Below are 19,917 nucleotides of genomic sequence, written 5' to 3' on the forward strand. Positions count from 1 at the left end.
GTCCGACCCGGGACGGGCCGGGGGCGTCACTCCGGCTTCAGGACGAAGGACGTACGGGCCACCGGCAGGCCCGGGGCCTTGACCTCGACCACGTAGGTGTCCGGGGACGCGCTGCCCGCCGGCGGCGTCTGGCACTGGCCGGCCGCGCTGAACTTGCGGTCCCATTCCAGCGACTGGGCCGTCTCGCCCTGCGCCGGCACCCGGTAGAAGACGTTCCCGGCGCCGGCCGGGCAGTCCGCGGAGGACCAGACCGCCTTGCCGCTGCCGGCCTGAAGGATGGTCAGCACGGCCTGCTTCGGGCCGAGATCGACCTTGCAGGTGGAGCCGGTGATGTTGCGCGCCACGAGTTCGAGCCGGGGACGTTCGCCCGCCTCGTACTCGTTCTTGACGCTCCTGACCTCCCACTGGACGGCCGTGGAAGCGCACGTCGGCAGCGGCGAGTCCGCGGGGACCTGCGCCGCCGTACCGGAACCGCCCGTGCCGGCACCGCCGGCTGCGGCGCCGCCGGAATCGCCGTTCTTGCCACTGCTGCCGCCGCTGCCACCGCTCGCGCCCGCCCCGGCGTCCGTACCGCCGGCGCCCGGGCCCGTGCCGGCGGCCGCGCCGCCCGCGCCCGACTCGTCGCGCCCGCCGGGCGCCTGAGTGATCGCCGGCCCGCCGCCGGGGGCGCCGGGGGTGATCGAGGAGGCCGGGCGGGGACCGGCCTGGCCCTTGCCGTTGGCCGTGGTCCTGCCACCGCCGGAAGTGATCGTCCATACGGCGAGCAGCGCGAGGAGCGCGACGACGGACGCCAGCACTGCCCTCCGTCGCCAGTAGATGGAGGAGGGGAGCGGCCCGACCGGATTGCGCAGAGATCCCACGGAGGGAACTGTACGAGAGTCCGCGCCCCGATCCGTGCCCCCCATGCCGCGCAGGTCACGAGTTCTGCCGATGATCATCCTGCGGAGGGACGCCGGACGGCGGGAACCGGCCACCACCCGGTCCTCCATATGATCGGCTTTGAGTACTGTCGGTGAGCATGGACAGCTCCGGCCTCTATCGTGACATCACCGACTTCGCCCGTTCCGCGCCCGCCTGGCTGCAGGCCGCCGTCGAGGTGTGGACGACGGCCGGGATCCTGCTCTTCGGGGTGCTCTTCCTCGCCGTCTGGTGGCGGGCGCGCGGCCGCGACGCGCGGACGGCGGCCGTCGCGGTCCTGGCCCCCCTCGTCACGGCCGTCGCGTACGTCGTCTCCGAGCTCGTCAAGTCGACGGTCGACGAGGAGCGCCCCTGCCGGGCGGTGGCCGGCGCGGCCGCCTCCCTGGTCCCCTGTCCCCCGTACGGCGACTGGTCCTTCCCCAGCAACCACTCCGCGATCGCCGGCGCCGCCGCGGTCGCGCTCGCGCTGGCCGTGCCGCGGCTGGGGCTGCTCACCGTCCCGATGGCGCTGCTGATGGCCTTCTCCCGGGTGTTCCTCGGCGTGCACTACCCGCACGACGTGGCGATGGGCCTGCTGCTGGGCGGCTCGGTGGCGGTGCTCGCCACGCTCGCGCTCACCGGTGCGGCGACCGCGACGATCACCGCCGTACGCCGCAGCGGTGTCCGGCCGGCGCTCTGGCTCACCGGGCCGGGCCCCACGCGGTAGGGGCGATTCGTGCCAGGATGCGTCTGCCATGACTGCATCTGCCTCTGTCACCGCCGACAGCGCCCGCGCGCTGCACTCCCCCGTCATCGCCTGGTTCGACCAGCACGCCCGCGATCTGCCCTGGCGCCGCCCCGAGGCGGGCCCGTGGGGGGTCATGGTCAGCGAGTTCATGCTCCAGCAGACCCCCGTGAACCGGGTGCTGCCGGTCTACGAGCAGTGGCTGGCCCGCTGGCCCCGGCCCGCCGACCTGGCCGCCGAGGCCCCCGGCGAGGCCGTCCGGGCCTGGGGCCGGCTGGGCTATCCGCGCCGGGCGCTGCGGCTGCACGGCGCGGCGGTGGCGATAACGGAACGGCACGGGGGCGACGTACCCCGGGAGCACGCGCAGCTGCTGGCGCTGCCCGGGATCGGCGAGTACACGGCCGCGGCCGTGGCCTCCTTCGCGTACGGACAGCGGCACGCGGTGCTCGACACCAACGTGCGCCGGGTGTTCGCCCGGACGGCCACCGGGGTGGAGTACCCGCCGAACGCCACCACCGCCGCCGAGCGGCGCCTGGCCCGCGCGCTGCTGCCGCAGGACGAGGACACCGCGGCGCGCTGGGCGGCGGCCTCGATGGAGCTGGGCGCGCTGGTGTGCACCGCGAAGAACCCCGGGTGCGGGCGCTGCCCGGTCGCGGGGCTGTGCGCGTGGCGGCTGGCGGGCAAGCCGGCGCACGAGGGGCCGGCCCGGCGCGGGCAGAGTTACGCGGGGACGGACCGGCAGGTGCGCGGGAAGCTGCTGGCGGTCCTGCGGGACGCGGCCGGCCCGGTTCCGCAGGCGCTGCTCGACGCGGTGTGGGACGAGCCGGTGCAGCGGGCCCGGGCGCTGGACGGGCTGGTGGCCGACGGGCTCGTGGAGCCGCTCGACGGGGCGATGTACCGGCTGCCGATGAGCTGATCGCAAACTGACGTCAAGATTCCGTTTACGGCGGAGAAACCGCAGCTCACGGCCGCTGTTACACAACCTATGGATGTCCGTGCGTCCTTCGAGGTCTGGCTCGCACAGCCTCGTGACAACCCCTCCGTACCTTCGGATCCGTAAAGCCCAGGCGTGAGCGGTTGGACGGAAGCGGAGGCGGTCTGAGATGGCGCACGGCGAGGTACTCGAGTTCGAAGAGTACGTACGCACCCGGCAGGACGCCCTGCTGCGCAGTGCCCGTCGTCTCGTGCCGGACCCGACGGACGCGCAGGACCTCCTGCAGACCGCGCTGGTGCGCACCTACGGCCGCTGGGACGGCATCGCCGACAAGTCCCTGGCCGACGCCTACCTCCGCCGGGTCATGATCAACACCCGTACCGAGTGGTGGCGTGCCCGCAAGCTCGAAGAGGTCCCCACCGAGCAGCTGCCCGACGCCAGCGTCGAGGACGGCAGCGAGCAGCGCGCCGACCGCGCGCTGCTGATGGACATCCTCAAGGTCCTCGCGCCCAAGCAGCGCAGTGTGGTCGTGCTGCGACACTGGGAGCAGATGAGCACCGAGGAGACGGCCGCGGCGCTCGGAATGTCGGCGGGAACCGTGAAGAGCACTCTGCACCGGGCACTGGCCCGGCTCCGGCAGGAGCTGGAGAGCCGCGACCTGGACATGCGGGCGCTGGAGCGCGGTGACCACACGCTGCGGTACGAGGGGCGGGAGCGGTGCGCGGCCTGAGGGGCCTGAGCGACGGCAAGGGCGGCAGGAGAGGTTCGCTGGTACTGATGTCGGCGGGGACGGTCGTCCTCACCGGCACAGTGCTGTTTGTGGTGGGGTGCTCCGACGGCGGCACCGGGCTGCGCGACGGCGGGCCGGCCCGGACCGACCCGGTCGCCAAGGCCACGACGGCCCCGGCCGGCACGGCGTCGCCGTCCACCCCGGGGCTGAAGAAGGTCGACCCCGTGGCGCTGGTCAAGGCCGACCCCAAGGTCAGCCAGGCGGTCAAGCGGGACCTGAAGCCCTGCACGGGCAAGGAGTACCCGGTCGACGTCAGCTACGGGAAGGTCACCGGCAGTCCCGCGGTGGACGTGATCGTCAACGTGCTGTCCTGCTCCGATGCCGTCGGGCTGGGGTCGTACGTGTACCGCGCGGACGGCGGGAAGTACGAGAATGTGTTCTCGGACGAGCAGCCGCCGGTCTACGCGGAGATCGACCGGGGGGACCTGGTCGTCACCAAGCCCGTGTACGCGAAGACCGACGCGCTCGCCTACCCCTCCGGCGAGGACGTGATCACGTACCGCTGGAACGGTGAGAAGTTCATCGAGCACGACCGGGTGCACACGGAGTACAGCAACGTGGTCGACGGCGGGGCCCAGCCCGCCCCGGCCACGTCGGACAAGAACTAGAGGCGAGGCTTCCCGCATGGCCGAGACCCATGTCCTGTTCGTGGAGGACGACGACGTCATCCGCGAGGCCACGACCCTGGCGCTGGAGCGCGACGGGTTCGTCGTCACCGCGATGCCCGACGGCCTGTCGGGCCTGGAGTCGTTCCGCGCGAACCGGCCGGACATCGCCCTGCTCGACGTGATGGTGCCGGGCATGGACGGGGTGAGCCTGTGCCGCCGCATCCGTGACGAGTCGACCGTGCCCGTGATCATGCTGTCGGCGCGGGCCGACTCCATCGACGTGGTCCTCGGCCTGGAGGCGGGCGCCGACGACTACGTCACCAAGCCGTTCGACGGCTCCGTGCTGGTGGCCCGGATCCGCGCGGTGCTGCGCCGCTTCGGCCACGCGGGCGGCCCGAACGGCGGGGCGAACGGCGGCGGCGAGGAGCCGGCCGCCGAGCGCGGTGTGCTCTCCTTCGGCGACCTGGAGGTCGACACCGAGGGCATGGAGGTCCGCAAGGGCGGTGTCCCGGTGGCCCTGACCCCGACCGAGATGCGGCTGCTGCTGGAGTTCTCCTCCGCGCCGGGCACCGTCCTCTCCCGCGACCGGCTGCTGGAACGCGTGTGGGACTACGACTGGGGCGGCGACACCCGGGTCGTGGACGTCCACGTCCAGCGGCTGCGCACGAAGATCGGACAGGACCGCATCGAGACGGTCCGGGGCTTCGGATACAAGCTCAAGGCATGAAGCGGTTCACCCTGCGCACGGGAATCCGCTGGAAGATCACGATCGCCATCGCCGCCGTGGGCGCCCTCATCACGCTCGCGCTGAGCCTGGTGGTGCACAGCGCTGCCCGCACGTCGATGCTGGAGAGCCAGCGCGACACCCAGCTGGAGCGGGTCAAGTACATCGCCCGCAACGCCGAGGCCGGCCGCAAGCCGCCGATGGGCGCCAAGCTCAACGACCCCGACCTGCCGCAGCAGCTGCGCGACAAGGCCCTCTCGGGGCGGCTGGGCACCTTCATCCAGAACAAGCCCAAGGGGCTGCCCGAGGTCTGGGCGGCCGTGCCGCTGGGCAACGGGCAGGTGCTGTCGCTGCACAGCCAGTTCCGCGAGAGCGCCAACATGATGCGCGACCTCGACCGCGCCCTGGCGATCGGCTCGCTCGCGGTGGTGCTGGGCGGCTCCGCGCTCGGCGTGCTCATCGGCGGGCAGATCTCGCGGCGGCTACGCAAGGCCGTCACCGCCGCCGAGAAGGTGGCGCTGGGCGATCCGGACGTGCGGGTGCGGGACGCGGTGGGCGGTGTCGTACGCGACGAGACCGACGACCTCGCGCGCGCCGTGGACGCCATGGCCGACGCGCTCCAGCAGCGCCTGGAGGCCGAGCGGCGGGTGACCGCCGACATCGCGCACGAGCTGCGGACCCCGGTGACCGGGCTGCTGACGGCGGCCGAGCTGCTGCCGCCGGGCCGGCCGACGGAGCTGGTGCGCGACCGGGCGCAGGCGATGCGGGTGCTGGTGGAGGACGTCCTGGAGGTGGCCCGGCTGGACAGCGCGTCGGAGCGGGCCGAGCTCCAGGACGTGGCGCTGGGCGAGTTCGTCAGCCGCCGGGTCGCCTCGATGATGCCGGAGGCATCCGTACGGATCGTCGCCGACGAGATCGTCAGCACCGACCCGCGCCGGCTGGAGCGGATCCTGGGCAACCTGCTGGCGAACGCCGCCCGGTACGGCAGGCCGCCGGTCCAGGTGGACGTGGAGGGGCGCGTGGTGCGCGTGCGCGACCACGGGCCGGGCTTCCCCGAGGCGCTGCTGCGCGAGGGCCCGAGCCGCTTCCGTACGGGCTCCACGGACCGCGCGGGCGTCGGACACGGCCTGGGGCTGACGATCGCGGCGGGCCAGGCGCGGGTGCTGGGCGCCCGCCTGACGTTCCGCAACGTGGCGGCGCCCGGCGGCATCGACCGCGAGGGCCGCGCGGCGGGCGCGGTGGCGGTCCTGTGGCTGCCGGAGCACGCGCCGACCGCGACCGGCAGCTTCCCGGTGGTCCAGCTGCCGGGCTGAGACCGGCCTGAGACCGGAAGCGCGGCCCCGCGCACCGGGCGCGGCCACCGGGAGTGCGTCCAGGGGCTGTTGGGGCTCCTGCGGCGGGCGGAGCCGGAGCCGTCGGCGGGCGGACGGGAGATCACCCCGTGATCAGCCGTTCGTTCCGGGCGGCCGATGTCTTAGCATCCGTGCCATGACTGACGGTACGGATCGCCCCCACACCCCCCAGCCGGCCCCCGGGAACGGGACCGGCGGCTACGGATTCCCGCCGGGGCAGACTCCCGGGAGCGGGTACGGCTATCCGCAGCCGGGGCAGCCCAATCCGTACCAGCAGCCCCAGCAGGCGCCGCAGCCCCAGCCGCAGCCCCAGCCGCAGCCCCAGCCGTGGGCCGCGGGCCTGCCGCCGCAGGCGCAGCGCCAGCCGCTGCCCGACTTCACGCCCGCCCCGCAGCCCGACTGGGAGGCGATGGCGAACCGCTCGGAGTCCCAGCGCCGGACCCGCCGCCGGACGTGGACCATCGCGATAGGCGTGGTGGCCACGCTGCTCGGGGTGGGCGCGGGCTTCATCGTGATCGAGAAGACCGGCAAGAAGGACAAGCCCGAGGCGGGACCGACCCAGTCGGCCGCCCCCGACGGGCCGGGCGGCGGTGGCCAGGAGGACAACTCGCCCACCGTGCCGGGCGACCCGAAGCTGCTGCGCGACCGCAGCGGCCAGGTCAACATCGCGCTGGGCCCGGACGCCGTCCTGGGCAAGGTGGACAACGGCAACGTGCTGCGGCTGCGCAGCAACGGCAACTCCTACGCGCAGGCCGCCGACCAGGTCGTCGACGCCTCCAAGAGCTTCACCGTCTCGGCCTGGGTCTACAACGAGGCCGAGGGCGGCTCCCGGTTCGCCCTCAGCCAGGGGGACGGCACCTCGTACTCCTTCGAGCTGGGCCGCGAGGACGCCAACGGCAAGAAGTCGTGGGTGTTCCGGATGCAGACCAACGACAAGGGCGCGGCCTCGACGGCGGTGGCGGCGCAGTCCGAGAACCTGAACACCGTGCGGACCTGGGCGCAGCTGACGGGTGTGTACGACGCCGAGAAGAAGAGCATCGCGCTGTACGTGGACGGCAAGCCGGCGGGCCAGGCGGCGGTGCCGGGGGCCTGGAACGGTCCGGGGCCGCTGCAGCTGGGCCGGTCGCGCCACCACGGCATCTGGACGGGCCCGTGGGCCGGGGTCATCGGGCACGTGCTGGTGTGGGAGAAGCCCCTGAGTGCCGATCAGGTCGCCGCGCTCAAGGGCGGAAAGCTGGACAAGAGCATCAAGCCGGTCGGCTCCTGGCTGGTCGGCTGACGCCACCCGCACGGAGCCGCGTTGGGGGGGCGGGCCGGGCCCGGGACAGGGGCCCGGACCGTGACGGGGGCGACATCAGAGGTGAACTCACCCCCGGATGACCCGATTTGTCCGACCGTTTGATCACGGCGAGGTCACGGCGGTTGGAAGCCCGGCACACGAGTGGACTAGGGTCGCGGCTGCCCCGGAACTCCGATTCCCGGGCAGCCATCCGAACCACTCACGACACGGCCCGGCATCGGGTCCGGCCGAGATCCGATGGCACGTCGGCCCCGGGGGATGAATTGAACACGCTGTCCATCGTGATTCCCGCGCTCAACGAGGCGCCCAACCTGCCGACCGTCATGGACTCCGTTCCGACGGCCGAACTGCGGGCCATGGGATGGGATCCCGAGGTCATCGTCGTCGACAACGCGTCCACCGACGACACGGCGGCCGTCGCCGCCGCGCTCGGTGCCACCGTGGTGTCCCAGCCGGCCCGCGGCTACGGCAACGCCTACCACGCGGGGTTCCGCGCCGCGACCGGCGACGTCATAGCCACCGGCGACGCCGACTGCACCTACCCCTTCGACTCGCTGCCCGAACTGCTCAGCACCCTGACCGAGCGGGACATCGAGTTCATGACGACGGACCGGCTCCGCCGCGAGAACCGCTCCGCGATGAAGATCTCCCACACCGTCGCCAACCACGTCCTGAGCGCGCTGAGCCGGGCCCTGTTCCGCAACGGGCTGCGCGACTCCCAGTCCGGGATGTGGGTCTTCCGCCGCTACGTCTGGGACGTGGTCGACGTACGCTCGACCGGTATGGCCTTCTCCCAGGAGATCAAGAACGCGGCGACCCGTGCGGGCTTCCGCTTCCTGGAGGTGCCCATCGAGTACCGCAACCGGCAGGGCGAGGTGAAGCTCAACGCCCTCCCGGACGGGATGGCCAACCTCCGGCAGCTCTTCTCCCACCGCTTCCGCCGCTGCGCCGCCCCCACCGCCGCCTCGCGCCTCGAACAGCGGCGTACCGCGGCATGAAGAACCGTCTGCGCAGGGCCGCGCTGGCGCTCGTCCTCGCCACCGGCCTGGGCGCGGGCGCCTGGTCGCTGCCGCCCGTACGGACGGTGCTGCTGGAATCGTTCACCCGGCAGGAACAGCCCTTCATCGAGCTGTACTTCACCGAGAACCCCCGCTTCGACGGCGCCAGCGTCCTGGTCCCCTTCGCCGTGAACGACCACGGCTCGGGCGCCCGCTCGCTGGAGGTCAAGCTGACCGTCGAGGGCAAGGACGGCAAGGTGCTGGCCGCCGAGACCTACCCGGTCAAGCCCCACCAGGGCGCGGCGGTGCCGGTGTCGGCGCGGCTGAAGGCCAAGGGCGGGGACGTCAGACAGGTCCGGCTCTCCCTGGTGGGACACCCCCAGACCCTCCACTTCCGCTTCGGCCAGGCCCCGGAACTCTGATGCGCACCGTCCTGCAGATCACCCCGTACTACCCGCCCCACCTCGGTGGCCTCGAACGCGTCGTGCTGCGCCTGTCGCACGAGCTCGCCGCGCGCCACGACGTCCGGGTGCTCACCACCTCCCTCGGTTCCGGCGGCGCGCCGCGCCGCGCCCGTGAGGAGGGCGTGCGGGTACGCCGCCACCGGGCCGCCGAGGTCGCGCACACCGCCGTCGCGCCCGGCCTGGCGCTGTCCCTGCTGGCCGCCCCGCGCGACGCGGTGCTGCACGTGCACTGCGCGCACGCCCTGCTGCCGGAGATGGTCGCCCTGGCCGCGCGCGTCAAGCGGCGGCCGTTCGTCCTCCACTTCCACCTGGACGTGGACGCCAGCGGGCGCCTCGGCGGACTGCTGCCGGCCTACAAGAAGCACGTGTTCGGGCGGGTCATGAGGGCGGCGGCCGCGGTCGTCGTCCTGACGCCGCAGCAGGCCGCGTTCGTCCGCGACACCTACCGGGTGCCCGCCGCGAAGGTGTTCGTCGTGCCCAACGGGGTCGGCCCGGAGTTCTTCCGGCCGCCGCGGACCGCGCCCGGGGGGACCGATGCGGGGCGGCCGCTGGAGCTGTTGTTCGTGGGGCGGCTGAGCGCGCAGAAGAACGTGGCCCGGCTGCTCGACGCGATGGCCCTGGTACGCCGGCCCGTCCGGCTGCGGATCGTCGGCGACGGCGAGCTGCGCGCGGAACTGACGGCGCGGGCGGCCCGGCTGGGCCTGACGAACGTCGAGTTCAGCGGCGGCCTGCACGGCGGGGCACTGGTGCGCGCGTACGCCGACGCCGACGCCTTCGTCCTGCCCTCCGACCGCGAGGGGATGCCCCTGGTCGTCCTGGAGGCCATGGCGTCGTCCCTGCCCGTGGTCGCCACCGACGTCCCCGGAACCGCCGAACTGCTCGGCGGGACCGGTCTGCTGGCCGCCCCGGAGCCGGCCGCGCTCGCCGCCGCCGTGGACCGGCTCGCCGCCGACGCGGACCTGCGCGCGGAGCTGGCCGCGGCCAGTGCCGCCCGGGCCCGGCGGCACTCCTGGGCCGAGGTCGCCCGCCGCGTCGAGGACGTCTACCGGGAGGCCGGGATATGAGGGCTCCCGCCATACGGCTCCCGGCCGGCATCGCACCGCGCCAACTGGTCCGGGGACGCCTGGGCGTCCTGCTGAGCATCGGCCCCGCCTGCGCCGCCGAGATGATCCCGGGCCTGCCCGGGGTGCTCCGCGCCCTCGTCGGGCTGTGGCTGCTGTTCGGCGCGCCCGTCCTGCTGCTGCGCGGGTTCACCGACCGGGTGGTGGCCACCCGGGCCGGCTCGGTGCTGCTCGCCGTCGGCCTGACCGTGCTGCTGGACATCGCGGTCGCGCTGGGCGTCAACACCCTGCTGCCCCTGATCGGGGTGGAGCGGCCGCTGACCCGGCTCGTGCTCACCGCCGCGACCACCGCCGTCCTGCTCGTCCTCGGCGTGCTGCTGCCGGAACCCACCCGTCCGCTGGTCGTCCGTACGCCCACCGGCGCGCGGGAGGCCGGCACCCGCCGGCGGGGCGGCCGGCGGGGCCTGCGTCCGGTCGCCTGGGCGGGCGCCACGGCGCTGGTGCTGTCGGTGGCCGGCCCGACCCGGCTCAACAACGGCCTGGGCGGCACCGTCAGCACCCTCGCGCTGGTCGTCGTCACCGGCCTGCTGGTGCTGTTGCTGCTGCGCCACGAGCGGTACCCCCCGGCCGTCCTCGACCTCGGCGTCTACGCATCCGCCGCCGCCCTGCTGCTGCTGACCTCCCTGCGCGGCTGGTACATCACCGGCCACGACATCCAGCGCGAGTACCTCTTCTTCCGGCTCACGCTCGGCGGCGAGTACTGGGACATCTCCGCCTACACCGACCCCTACATGGCCTGCCTGAGCATCACCCTGCTCCCGGTGAGCGTCTTCCGCCTCACCGGCATCCCCGACCTCTACGTCTTCAAGGCCGTCCTGCCGCTGCTGTTCGCCCTCACGCCGGTCCTGGTGCACCGGGCCGTGCGCGCGATCGCGCCGCCGCTGGTCGCACTGCTGTCCGCGGTGTTCTTCATGACGTTCCCGACGTTCTTCACCGACATGCCGTTCCTGGGGCGGCAGGCCATCGCCTTCCTGCTGCTGGGCTGCGCGATGCTGGTGCTGACCGACTCCCGGCGGTCCCTGCGGCTGCGGCGCGTGGTGTTCACGGTGCTGCTGGCCGGTGTGGTGCTCTCGCACTACTCGACGATCTACGTCGTCGTCGGGGCGCTGGGCACCGCCTTCACCGTGGACAAGGCGTGGCGGCTGCTGTCCCGGCCCGGCCGCGGCAACCCGCGCCGCAGGCGCGGCCAGGACCGCATGTTCACCTTCCTGACCTGGTGGATGGTGGCCGTGCCCGCCGTGCTCGCGCTGCTGTGGGCGGGGCCGCTGACGCACACCGGCGGACAGCTCCAGAGCACCCTGAAGGTGGTCTCGCAGGACCTCTTCGGGGCCGGCGGCCAGCGCGGCGGCTCCTCCGACACCCGCTACAGCCTGTTCGGCGGCGCCGAGGTCACCCCCGAGCAGCGGCTGGCCGACTACGGCGCCGACACCGTCCGGTACACCGAGGCCGACCGGGCCGCCGGCAAGTTCCCGCCCCTGAAGTCCCTCTCCGCGTACCCGACGCCGGCGGTCGAGAAGGAGAACATGCCGCTGACCGCCGCCGGGCGGGTCCTGGACGCGGCCGGCGTGAGCGTGCCCGGCCTCAACGGGGTGCTGCGGCAGGCCGCCGCCCTGCTGCTCCAGCTGCTGGTGCTCATCGGCCTGGTCGTCGCCGTCCGCGGCCGCAACAGCGCCTTCACCCCGGTACGGGACCAGGTCACCCTGACCGTCGGATCGCTGGCGATGATGGCCCTGTTCACGCTGGTGCCGCAGCTGTCGGTGGACTACAGCGTGCTGCGCGCCTTCCAGCAGGGGCTGATCTTCTTCGCGCCGTTCATCGCGGCGGGCGCGCTGTGGGCGGTGCGCTGGGCCGGGCAGCGGGCCGTACCGGTCGTGTGCGTCCTGGTGGCGGGCCTGATGCTGGACCTCACCGGCGTGGTGCCCAAGACGCTCGGCGGCTACCCCGCCCAGCTCGCCCTCAGCAACTCCGGCCCGTACTACGACATCTACTACCCGCACACCGAGGACCGGCGGGCCGCGATGTGGCTCAACCAGCGGGCCGCGGGCGACGACGGCGTCGTCCAGACCGACCGCTACTCCTTCAGCCGGCTCCAGACCCTGCTCACCGGCCGCACCCAGGACGGCATCCACCCCACCGTCCTGCGCTCGCAGTCCTACGTCCTGCTGGGCTCCACGCCCACCCGCAAGGACGAGGTCACCCTGTTCTTCCGGGGCGACCTGGTGACCTACCGCTACCCGCGCGGTCTGCTCGACACGACACGGAACCTCATCTACAGCAGCGAGGGCGCGGTGGTGTACCGATGAGCACCGGCAGCACGCCGCCGAAGGTCCTGCTGGTCAGCCACTACTACCCGCCGCACCTGGGCGGGATCGAGAACGTGGTCCGCCAGGAGGCGGTGCACCTGGCCCGCCGCGGCGCCGACGTCACCGTCCTCACCAGCGGCGCGCGCGGCTCCGTCACGCAGGAGGACGGGGTGCGCGTCGTACGCGTCGCCGCCTCGAACGCCGTGGAGCACCGCGCCGGGGTGCCCTTCCCGCTGTTCTCCCCCGCCCTGCTGCCCACCGCCCTGCGCGAGGCCCGCCGGGCCGACGTGGTGCACGTCCACGACTGCCTGTACGCCTCCTCCTGGGCCGCGGGGCTCGCCGCCGCGCTGACCCGCACGCCCGTCGTCGTCACCCAGCACGTGGCGCTCGTCGCGCACCCCTCGGCGCTGGTGCGCGGGGTCCAGCGGGCCGTGTACGGCGTGGCCGGCCGGCCCCTGCTGCGCCGGGCCCGCCGGGTGCTGACCCTCAACTCCTCGGTCGCCGCGTTCGTACGGGGCCTGGGGGCCCGGCCCGACGCCCACCACCACCTCGCCAACGGCGTCGACACCGCGCTGTTCCACCCGGCCGCCGACGCGGCCGAGCGGACGCGGGCGCGCGAGGCGCTCGGGCTGCCCGCCGACCGCACCCTGGTGCTGTTCGCGGGCCGGCTGGTCCCCAAGAAGGGCTACGACCTGCTGCTCGACGCCCACGCGGGCGGCGCCGGCGGCTACGACCTCGTCTTCGCGGGGGACGGCGACAGCGCCGCGCTGGCCGGCCGTACCGGGGTCCACCACCTGGGCACCCTGTCCGCGCCGGACCTGGCCCGCGCCTACCGGGCCTGCGACGTCTTCGCCCTGCCCTCCACCGCGGAGGGCTTCCCGCTGACCGTGCAGGAGGCCATGGCCGGCGGGCTGCCCGTGGTCACCACCGACGATCCCGGCTACGCCCCGTACGGGCTGGATCCGGCCCGGGTCCTGCTGCTGGAGCGCGACACCGCCACGTTGCGCGCCGCTCTCGACGCGCTGGTCGCGGACCCCGCCCGGCGGGCGGAGATGGCGGCGTACTCCCGGGAGCTGGCGCTCGGGTCCTTCGGCTGGGACCGCCACGTGACCGCGCTGCTGGACCACTACGAAGCCGCCCGCCGTGGGAACGCCCGCCGTGGGTAGGCATGCCCGTCCTGCGGACCAGATGTTCCGCAGTTCCTTCTTCCTGCTGGCGTCCACGGTGACGACGGCGGGCCTGAGCTTCCTCTTCTGGGTCGTCGTCGCCCGCTTCTACTCCCCCGAACAGGTGGGGCTCGCGACCTCCCTCATCTCGGCCACCTCCCTGCTGGCCTACCTGAGCATGTGCGGCCTCAACAGCACCCTGATCCGCTTCCCGGCCGACGACGCCTCCCGCAACGGGCAGATCACCCAGTCCATGGCCGTGGTGGTGCTCGTCGCGTGCGTGGCCGCGGCGCTCTACCTGGCCGGGCTGCCCTGGTACGGCCACAAGCTGCTGTTCATCCGCGACCATCCGCAGCTGCCGGTGCTCTTCGTGCTGTTCTGCGTCTGCGCGGCGGTGAACCTGCTGGTCAAGTCGGTGTTCATCAGTGCCCGCATGGCGCAGTACAACGTCCTCGTCGACGGGCTGCTCCAGGGCCTGGCCAAGATCGCCGCCCCGGTCGCCCTCGTCGGCTTCGGCGCCGTCGGCATCGTCGGCGCCGCCGGAGTCGGCTACGCGGTCGCGGTGGCGGCGGCCCTGCTGGTGATGCGCCGCCGCCTCGCCTTCCGCTTCGACGTGCGCACCCGCGGCACCCGGCTGCGCGAACAGCTGCGCTTCTCCCTGGCCAGCTACGTCTCCAGCCTGATCAACCTCGCCCCCGTGCTGGTCACCCCGCTGATCGTGCTCCAGATGCTGGGGGCCGCCGAGGCCGGCTACTACTTCGTGGCCTTCCAGATAGCGGCCCTGCTCAACTCCGTGTCCACCGCCGTCGGCGAGGCCGTCTTCGCCGAGGTCTCCTCCGACGAGTCCCGCTTCGGGGAGCTGCTGCGCCGCTCCGCGCGGATCATCGCGGCCGTGCAGGTCCCCGCCGTCGCCGTGGTGGCCCTCGGCAGCGGGCTCCTGCTGCGCATGTTCGGCGGCACCTACGCCGCCAGCGCCCAGGGCCTGCTGACCGTCCTCGCCGTGGCCGCGCTCCCCGTCGCCCTCAACACCTGGGCCTGCTTCGGCCTCAAGCTCGCGCAGCGGATGAAGCGGCTCATCACCGCCAACGTCATCCTGGCGACCACCACCATCGGCCTCGCCGCCCTCTGGGCGCCGCGCGGGCTGGTCTGGGTGGGGTACGCCTGGGGCGCGGGCAACCTGGCGGCCGGGCTGTTCGCCACCGTCGCACTGCTGCGCGGGCGGCCGTCCGCGCCCCGTCCGCCGGAGCCGGACGTCGATCCGGGGCCGGCCTGGTCCCCTGTCGACACGATCCAGCTCCGGGCCATCCGCCTGCCCCACCCCGCACATCCGGCACATTCAGCACATCCGCTGCACCCGCTGCATCCGCCGCATCCAGAGAACGCCGAGAGGTACCCATGAAGATCGTGGTGATCAACGCGTACGTACGGGAGAACGCCGGCGACGCCGCCCTCCTGTCCGTCTGCCTGCGCCACGTACGGGAGGCGTTCCCCGGCGCCCACGTCAGCGTCGCCGGCATGGAGGACCCCGCCGTCCACCCCGACTTCGAGGGCGCCCCCAACCTCGGCTCGCTGCGCCGCCACGTCGCCGACGGCACCGTCTCGCTGCCCCGGCGGCTGCTGCGCAAGCTCGTCGTCGGCACGCTCGGCGCCGGGCTGCTCCTGCTGCCCCGCCCCGCCGCCGCCCTGCTGCGCCGGGCGCTGCCCGCCGAGGCCCGGCGCGAGGCCGAGGCGCTGGCCGCCGCCGACCTGGTGGTGTCCAACGGCGGCGCCTACGTCCTGGCCCGGCCCGGGCTCGACGGCCACCAGAACGTCTTCTTCGTGCTCCTGCCGGTCCTGCTCGCCCAGCGGGCCGGCGTCCCCGTCGTCTTCGCACCCCAGTCGTACGGGCCCTTCCCGGCCGCCGCCCAGCGCCGGCTGGTCCGCCGCGCCCTGGGCCGCTCCCCGCTGGTCCTGGCCCGCGAGGACGTCAGCGTCGGCCAGCTGCGCTCCTGCGGCCTGCCCGCCGAGCACGTCACGCGGGCCGTCGACTCCGGGTTCGCCTTCGACCCGCCCGTCACGTCCGACTGGCGGACCCGCCTCGGCGTCGCCCCCGGGCAGCGGCTGGTCGGCGTCACCGCCCGCCGCTGGCTCGCCCCGGCCGCCCAGGACGCGTACGAGCGGGCGCTGGCCGCCACCATCGACTCCGTCCAGGCCACCGGGGCCCGCGTGGTCCTCATCCCGCAGGTCAGCACCGACTACCTGGGCGACGACGACCGGATCGTGGAGCGCCGGATCGCCGCCCACTGCACCTCGGCACCGCTGCTGATCGACGAGCGGGTCGACTACCGCGACCTCAAGGGCGTCTACGGCGAGTGCGCCCTGCTGATCGGCACCCGCTTCCACTCGGTGATCTTCTCGCTGACCAGCGGGGTCCCCTGCGTGGCCATCGAGTACGAGCACAAGACCCGCGGCATCATGGCCGACCTCGGCCTCGGCGCCCACGTCCTGCCCATCGCCGACGTCACCCACGCCCGCCTGTGGGCCCTGGTCGAACCGCTGCTCCACGACGACACCGGCTACCGGACGGAACTCGCCGCGCGGCTGCCCGGCTACGTCGCCGAGGCCGAGCGCCTCCCCGCCCTGCTGCGGGCGCTGCCCGCCCGTACGGCGCCGCGGAGCGCCGCGTGAAGCGCCGTACGGTAGCCGTCGTCACCCCCTACTACCCCCCGCACATCGGTGGCGTCGAGCACTACGCGGCCCGCGTCGCGCGCGCCGTGGCCGCCGCGCCCGGCCTGGACGCCGTCGTCCTGACCACCGCCCCGCGCGGGCTGCGTACCACCGTCACCACCGAGGACGGCGTACGGGTGGTCCGGCTCGGCGTGTGGCTGCGGCTGTCCAACACCCCGCTCAGCCCCCTGTGGCCGCTGCAACTGCGCCACTGGCTGCGCCGCACCGGGGCCGACGTGGTGCACGCCCACGCGCCGGTGCCGGGGCTGGGGGACCTCGCGGTGGCGCTCGCCGGGCGCCGCCGGCCCGCGGTGCTGACGTACCACGCGGGCTCGATGCACAAGGGCCTGCCCGGCAGCGGCGCCGCCGACCGGCTGATCGGGGCGTACGAGCGGCGGGTGCTGCCCCGGGTGTTCCGGCGGGCCCGCGCGCTGGTCGCCGTCTCCCCGGTGTCGCTGGCGGCCGGTCAGCCGCACGCCGTGGAGATCACCCCCGGCGTGGACACCGCGCGGTTCACACCGGGCGGCCCGCCGTCCGGGCGCGGGCGCACCCTGCTCTACGTCGGCCGGATGGACCGCTCCTCCGCGTGGAAGGGCGTCGACGTGCTGGTGCGGGCCCTGGCCCGGGTGCCGGACGCCCGGCTGCGGCTGGTGGGCGGCGGGGACATGGTGGCGGACCTGCTGGCGCTGGCCGCGGACCTCGGGGTGGGCGACCGGGTCGAGGCGACCGGGGAGCTGACCGGGGACGCGCTGGTGGAGGCGGTGCGCGGGGCGGCCGTACTGGCGCTGCCGTCGCTGACCGCGTCGGAGTCCTTCGGGATGGCGCTGGTGGAGGCGATGGCCTGCGGCACGCCCGTGGTGGGCTCGGCGGTCGGCGGCATCCCGTACGTCATCGAGGACGGCGAGAACGGACTGCTGGTGCCGTCGGGGGACCCGGAGGCGCTGGCGGCGGCCTGCGCGCGGCTGCTGGACGACGCGGAGCTCGCCGACCGGCTGGGGGCCGCGGGGCGGCGGCGGGCCGAGGAGCGCTACGCGTGGGACACCCTGACCGGGCGCTACGTGGAGCTGTTCCGCTCGCTGTGACGCCGCCCGGCCGCCCGGCCGCCCGGCCTGGGCAGGACCGCCAGTGCGGTGTCCGCAATGTTCCGCAGCGTCTCCGGGTCCAGGCCGGCCGTGCCGACCGCCTCGATACCGCGGACCACCGTCAGCAGCAGTGCCGCCAACCGCTCCGGATCCGCAGCGCTGTCGATGTCGCCGTGGCGCTGGGCGGCGCTGATCTCCGTCCGCAGCAGGGTCAGCAGTGCCGTCATGGTCTCGGCCGACCGTCCGGCGACCGTCGGATCGTGCTGGGCCAGTTCCGCCGCGCCCTTGGCCAACAGGCACCCTCGGCGCTCGGTATCGGAGGCCGTGTTCTCCGCCATGAGGTGCACGTATCCCGACAGCCGGGCCAAGGCCTCTGCGTCCGGGCCACCTGACAGCCGTCCTTCGGCCACCTCGACGACCGCAGTGCACCAGTCGCCGAACACGCGGTGGAACAGCTTGCCCTTGTCGCCGAACGCGCCGTACAGGCTGCCCTTGCCCAGGCCGGTCGCCTGGGCGATGTCGTCCATCCGGGTTCCTGCGTAGCCGGTCGCCCAGAACTGTTCCCGGGCCCGCTCCAGGACGTGGCGTTCGTCGAATGCGCGTGGTCTCGCCATGATCTCAGCCTAGCCATTCTTGACTCGATCGTCCATTACTGCCTACGTTATGGACGATCCATTCCAGAACTGAAGGGATTCGACATGCCAGGCGTGCTGCAGGAGAAGGTGGCCGTGATCACCGGAGGGACCAGCGGGATCGGGCTGGCCATCGCCCACCGCTTCGTCCGGGAGGGCGCACGGGTCTTCGTGACCGGCCGGAACGTCGACCGCCTCGAGGCGGCGGTCAAGGAGCTGGGCCCTGCGGCCACCGGGGTGCGATCCGACGTCTCCGTCCTGGCCGACCTGGACGCGCTCTACGCGCGAGTCCGCGAGGAGGCCGGACGCATCGACGTGCTGGTGGCCAACGCGGGAATCGTCGCGGACGCGGCGCTCGGCGCCCACACCGAGGCGAACGTCGACCTGACGCTCGCCGTCAACGTCAAGGGCCCGCTGTTCACCGTTCAGAAGGCGCTTCCACTGCTGGCGGAGAACGCCTCCGTCCTGGTCGTCGGCTCGAGCAACAGCGTGCGGCCCAATGAGCAACTCGAGGTCTACAGCGCCTCGAAGGCGGCGGTGAGCAACCTCGTGCACAACTGGGCCCGGCAGTCGCGGGAGCGCCGATTCCGGGTCAACGTGCTCAGCCCGGGACCCACGCGGACCCCTGGCCTGCTGGGCGCCGCGGGGCCGGAGGTCGACCGGTTCGCCGAGGCCGTCGTGCCACTGGGGCGGCTGGCCGACGCCGAGGAAATCGCCGAGGCCGCCCTCTTCCTGGCATCGGACGCCTCGTCGTTCGTCACCGGCGCCGAACTGTTCGCCGACGGCGGCTACACCCGGGCCTGAACGACGGCCCCTGGTCCGTGTCGACCGCCATCCCGGCGGGCGACACGGACCCCCGGGGGGCTACTTGGGGTGCTTCTTCTTGTACTCCTCGATGGCCGTGCGCAGGGCGGCGAAGGCGGGCTTGGGCGTGCCGTCGTAGCGGCGCAGCCCGTAGTACTTGGAGTGGGCCTTGTCGGCGCCGGTGGCCGAGTCCTGGTGCGCGAACCAGAACATGCCCGCCACGTACTTGTCCTGGGCGGCGGTCGGCACGGTGTCCGTGGCGATCCGCGCCTGGAACTCCTCGGTGACGTGGGTGATGTCCTTCCCGTGCGCCTTCTCGTTCTGCGCCACCGTGCCGGGGCCGTTGGTCGGCGCGCCGGTCTCGGTGAGCCACACCGGCATGTTGGGCGTCCCGTGGCGCTCGGCGATCCCGACGAGGTTCTCGCTGGCGCTGCTGATCTCCTTGAAGACCTTGCCGTCCTTGGGCAGCTGCGGCCAGGCGTACGGGTGGTAGCTGAGCGCGTCGACCACCTTGTTGCCGCCCAGCTTGGAGACCTGTTCCAGGTAGTCCAGGTGGGAGACGTACTTGATCGGCTCCCAGGTGCCGACGGCGGCCAGCCCCGCCATCATCAGGTACGCGTTCGGGTCGCCCTCGCGCAGCGCCTTGGCGGTCAGCTTGAGCAGGGTGGTGTAGGCCTTGGCGTCGGGCTTGGGGGACCAGAACTGCGGGATGTTGGGCTCGTTCCAGATCTCCCAGGTGTGCACGCCCTGGGGGGCGTAGCGCTGCGCCGCGAGCTTGGCGAAGGCCGCGAACTTCTTGGGATCGGCCGGCGGGCAGGTCGGGCGGGAGTCCTTGCAGGAGCCGCGGGCCCACTTGGGGGTGTACGCGACGGTGGCCAGGACGTCCAGGTTCCGCTCGCGGGCGGCCTTGACGACCCGGTCGAAGCGCTGCCAGTTGTAGCCGGCGGGGCTGTCGGGCTGGATGTTGTTCCAGGACAGGTCGACCCGGATCCACTTGGTGCCCAGGCCCACGGCGTCGTTGAGCGCGGCCGCCAGGCCCTCGTCGGACTTCCAGGTGAGGGTGTCGCCGTAGCTCAGACCCAGGCGCAGGTCGTGCTCCTTGGGCGGCTCCGGCGGGCGGTGGGTCGGCGCGTTCGAGCCGCCGTCGGATTCGGAGGCCGAACCGGAGGGCGAGGACGCGGCGATGACGGTCGCGACCGTCGCCAGGACGAAGGAAACCACGGCGACGACCAACCGCTGCCGCTTGCTTGAATGCCCCACCATGGGGGACAGCCTAAGCCAAGGACCCCGG

General features: G+C 73.5%; 19 protein-coding genes. 16 read left to right on the forward strand and 3 right to left on the reverse strand.

Annotated elements, in window-relative coordinates:
* Positions 1 to 26 precede the first annotated feature (26 nt).
* On the reverse strand, positions 27 to 860 hold the full coding sequence (locus ACZ6KO_RS27915) for a hypothetical protein (RefSeq protein ID WP_469306792.1): 834 nt from the start codon (positions 858 to 860) through the stop codon (positions 27 to 29).
* 158 nt (positions 861 to 1,018) lie between these two features.
* Here ACZ6KO_RS27915 and ACZ6KO_RS27920 point away from each other — a divergent pair, with 158 nt between their 5' ends.
* The 15 genes from ACZ6KO_RS27920 to ACZ6KO_RS27990 all read left to right on the forward strand — a co-directional run bounded on the left by ACZ6KO_RS27920 (position 1,019) and on the right by ACZ6KO_RS27990 (position 17,190).
* Positions 1,019 to 1,624: a phosphatase PAP2 family protein gene (locus ACZ6KO_RS27920; RefSeq protein ID WP_469306793.1), complete on the forward strand. Its 606-nt coding sequence runs from the start codon at positions 1,019 to 1,021 to the stop codon at positions 1,622 to 1,624.
* Between the two features lie 28 nt (positions 1,625 to 1,652).
* Positions 1,653 to 2,558 (forward strand): HhH-GPD family protein, encoded by a 906-nt coding sequence (locus ACZ6KO_RS27925; RefSeq protein WP_469306794.1) that lies wholly within the window; start codon positions 1,653 to 1,655, stop codon positions 2,556 to 2,558.
* A 187-nt stretch (positions 2,559 to 2,745) separates the two neighbouring features.
* Positions 2,746 to 3,306, forward strand: coding sequence for a SigE family RNA polymerase sigma factor (locus ACZ6KO_RS27930; protein WP_401445742.1), 561 nt, complete (start codon positions 2,746 to 2,748; stop codon positions 3,304 to 3,306).
* 47 nt (positions 3,307 to 3,353) lie between these two features.
* On the forward strand, positions 3,354 to 3,974 hold the full coding sequence (locus ACZ6KO_RS27935; protein ID WP_469306926.1) for a hypothetical protein: 621 nt from the start codon (positions 3,354 to 3,356) through the stop codon (positions 3,972 to 3,974).
* 16 nt (positions 3,975 to 3,990) lie between these two features.
* On the forward strand, positions 3,991 to 4,701 hold the full coding sequence (gene cseB, locus ACZ6KO_RS27940) for a two-component system response regulator CseB (protein WP_469306795.1): 711 nt from the start codon (positions 3,991 to 3,993) through the stop codon (positions 4,699 to 4,701).
* Complete coding sequence (gene cseC, locus ACZ6KO_RS27945; protein WP_469306796.1) at positions 4,698 to 6,011, forward strand: two-component system sensor histidine kinase CseC; 1,314 nt, start codon at positions 4,698 to 4,700, stop codon at positions 6,009 to 6,011. The genes cseB and cseC overlap by 4 nt, the downstream gene beginning before the upstream one ends.
* Before the next feature lie 175 nt (positions 6,012 to 6,186).
* Positions 6,187 to 7,329 carry a LamG domain-containing protein gene (locus ACZ6KO_RS27950; RefSeq protein WP_469306797.1) on the forward strand — a complete coding sequence of 381 codons (1,143 nt, stop codon included), beginning with the start codon at positions 6,187 to 6,189 and terminating at the stop codon, positions 7,327 to 7,329.
* A 302-nt stretch (positions 7,330 to 7,631) separates the two neighbouring features.
* A complete protein-coding gene (locus ACZ6KO_RS27955; RefSeq protein WP_469306798.1) occupies positions 7,632 to 8,348 on the forward strand; it encodes a glycosyltransferase family 2 protein in 717 nt (238 codons plus the stop codon).
* Positions 8,345 to 8,770: a hypothetical protein gene (locus ACZ6KO_RS27960; RefSeq protein ID WP_469306799.1), complete on the forward strand. Its 426-nt coding sequence runs from the start codon at positions 8,345 to 8,347 to the stop codon at positions 8,768 to 8,770. Before ACZ6KO_RS27955 ends, ACZ6KO_RS27960 begins: the two co-directional genes overlap by 4 nt.
* Complete coding sequence (locus ACZ6KO_RS27965) at positions 8,770 to 9,876, forward strand: glycosyltransferase family 4 protein (protein WP_469306800.1); 1,107 nt, start codon at positions 8,770 to 8,772, stop codon at positions 9,874 to 9,876. Before ACZ6KO_RS27960 ends, ACZ6KO_RS27965 begins: the two co-directional genes overlap by 1 nt.
* Positions 9,873 to 12,236 carry a hypothetical protein gene (locus ACZ6KO_RS27970; protein WP_469306801.1) on the forward strand — a complete coding sequence of 788 codons (2,364 nt, stop codon included), beginning with the start codon at positions 9,873 to 9,875 and terminating at the stop codon, positions 12,234 to 12,236. Before ACZ6KO_RS27965 ends, ACZ6KO_RS27970 begins: the two co-directional genes overlap by 4 nt.
* Positions 12,233 to 13,402 (forward strand): glycosyltransferase family 4 protein, encoded by a 1,170-nt coding sequence (locus tag ACZ6KO_RS27975; protein ID WP_469306802.1) that lies wholly within the window; start codon positions 12,233 to 12,235, stop codon positions 13,400 to 13,402. The genes ACZ6KO_RS27970 and ACZ6KO_RS27975 overlap by 4 nt, the downstream gene beginning before the upstream one ends.
* 22 nt (positions 13,403 to 13,424) lie before the next feature.
* Positions 13,425 to 14,801, forward strand: coding sequence for a lipopolysaccharide biosynthesis protein (locus tag ACZ6KO_RS27980; RefSeq protein ID WP_469306803.1), 1,377 nt, complete (start codon positions 13,425 to 13,427; stop codon positions 14,799 to 14,801).
* Positions 14,798 to 16,069, forward strand: a complete 1,272-nt coding sequence (locus ACZ6KO_RS27985; RefSeq protein WP_469306804.1) for a polysaccharide pyruvyl transferase family protein — start codon at positions 14,798 to 14,800, stop codon at positions 16,067 to 16,069. The genes ACZ6KO_RS27980 and ACZ6KO_RS27985 overlap by 4 nt, the downstream gene beginning before the upstream one ends.
* Positions 16,066 to 17,190: a glycosyltransferase family 4 protein gene (locus ACZ6KO_RS27990; RefSeq protein ID WP_469306805.1), complete on the forward strand. Its 1,125-nt coding sequence runs from the start codon at positions 16,066 to 16,068 to the stop codon at positions 17,188 to 17,190. Before ACZ6KO_RS27985 ends, ACZ6KO_RS27990 begins: the two co-directional genes overlap by 4 nt.
* On the opposite strand, the gene ACZ6KO_RS27995 is transcribed toward ACZ6KO_RS27990, so the two are convergent.
* Positions 17,163 to 17,804: a TetR/AcrR family transcriptional regulator gene (locus ACZ6KO_RS27995; RefSeq protein ID WP_469306806.1), complete on the reverse strand. Its 642-nt coding sequence runs from the start codon at positions 17,802 to 17,804 to the stop codon at positions 17,163 to 17,165. The genes ACZ6KO_RS27990 and ACZ6KO_RS27995 overlap by 28 nt on opposite strands.
* Positions 17,805 to 17,888: 84 nt before the next feature.
* Here ACZ6KO_RS27995 and ACZ6KO_RS28000 point away from each other — a divergent pair, with 84 nt between their 5' ends.
* Positions 17,889 to 18,626 (forward strand): SDR family NAD(P)-dependent oxidoreductase, encoded by a 738-nt coding sequence (locus tag ACZ6KO_RS28000; RefSeq protein WP_469306807.1) that lies wholly within the window; start codon positions 17,889 to 17,891, stop codon positions 18,624 to 18,626.
* Positions 18,627 to 18,686: 60 nt separating this feature from the next.
* On the opposite strand, the gene ACZ6KO_RS28005 is transcribed toward ACZ6KO_RS28000, so the two are convergent.
* The gene (locus tag ACZ6KO_RS28005) at positions 18,687 to 19,889 is read right to left on the reverse strand and encodes a cellulase family glycosylhydrolase (RefSeq protein WP_469306808.1); all 1,203 of its coding nucleotides are present in this window, start codon (positions 19,887 to 19,889) and stop codon (positions 18,687 to 18,689) included.
* Positions 19,890 to 19,917 lie beyond the last annotated feature (28 nt).

It is taken from the genome of Streptomyces sp. NPDC042102, from assembly GCF_055582305.1.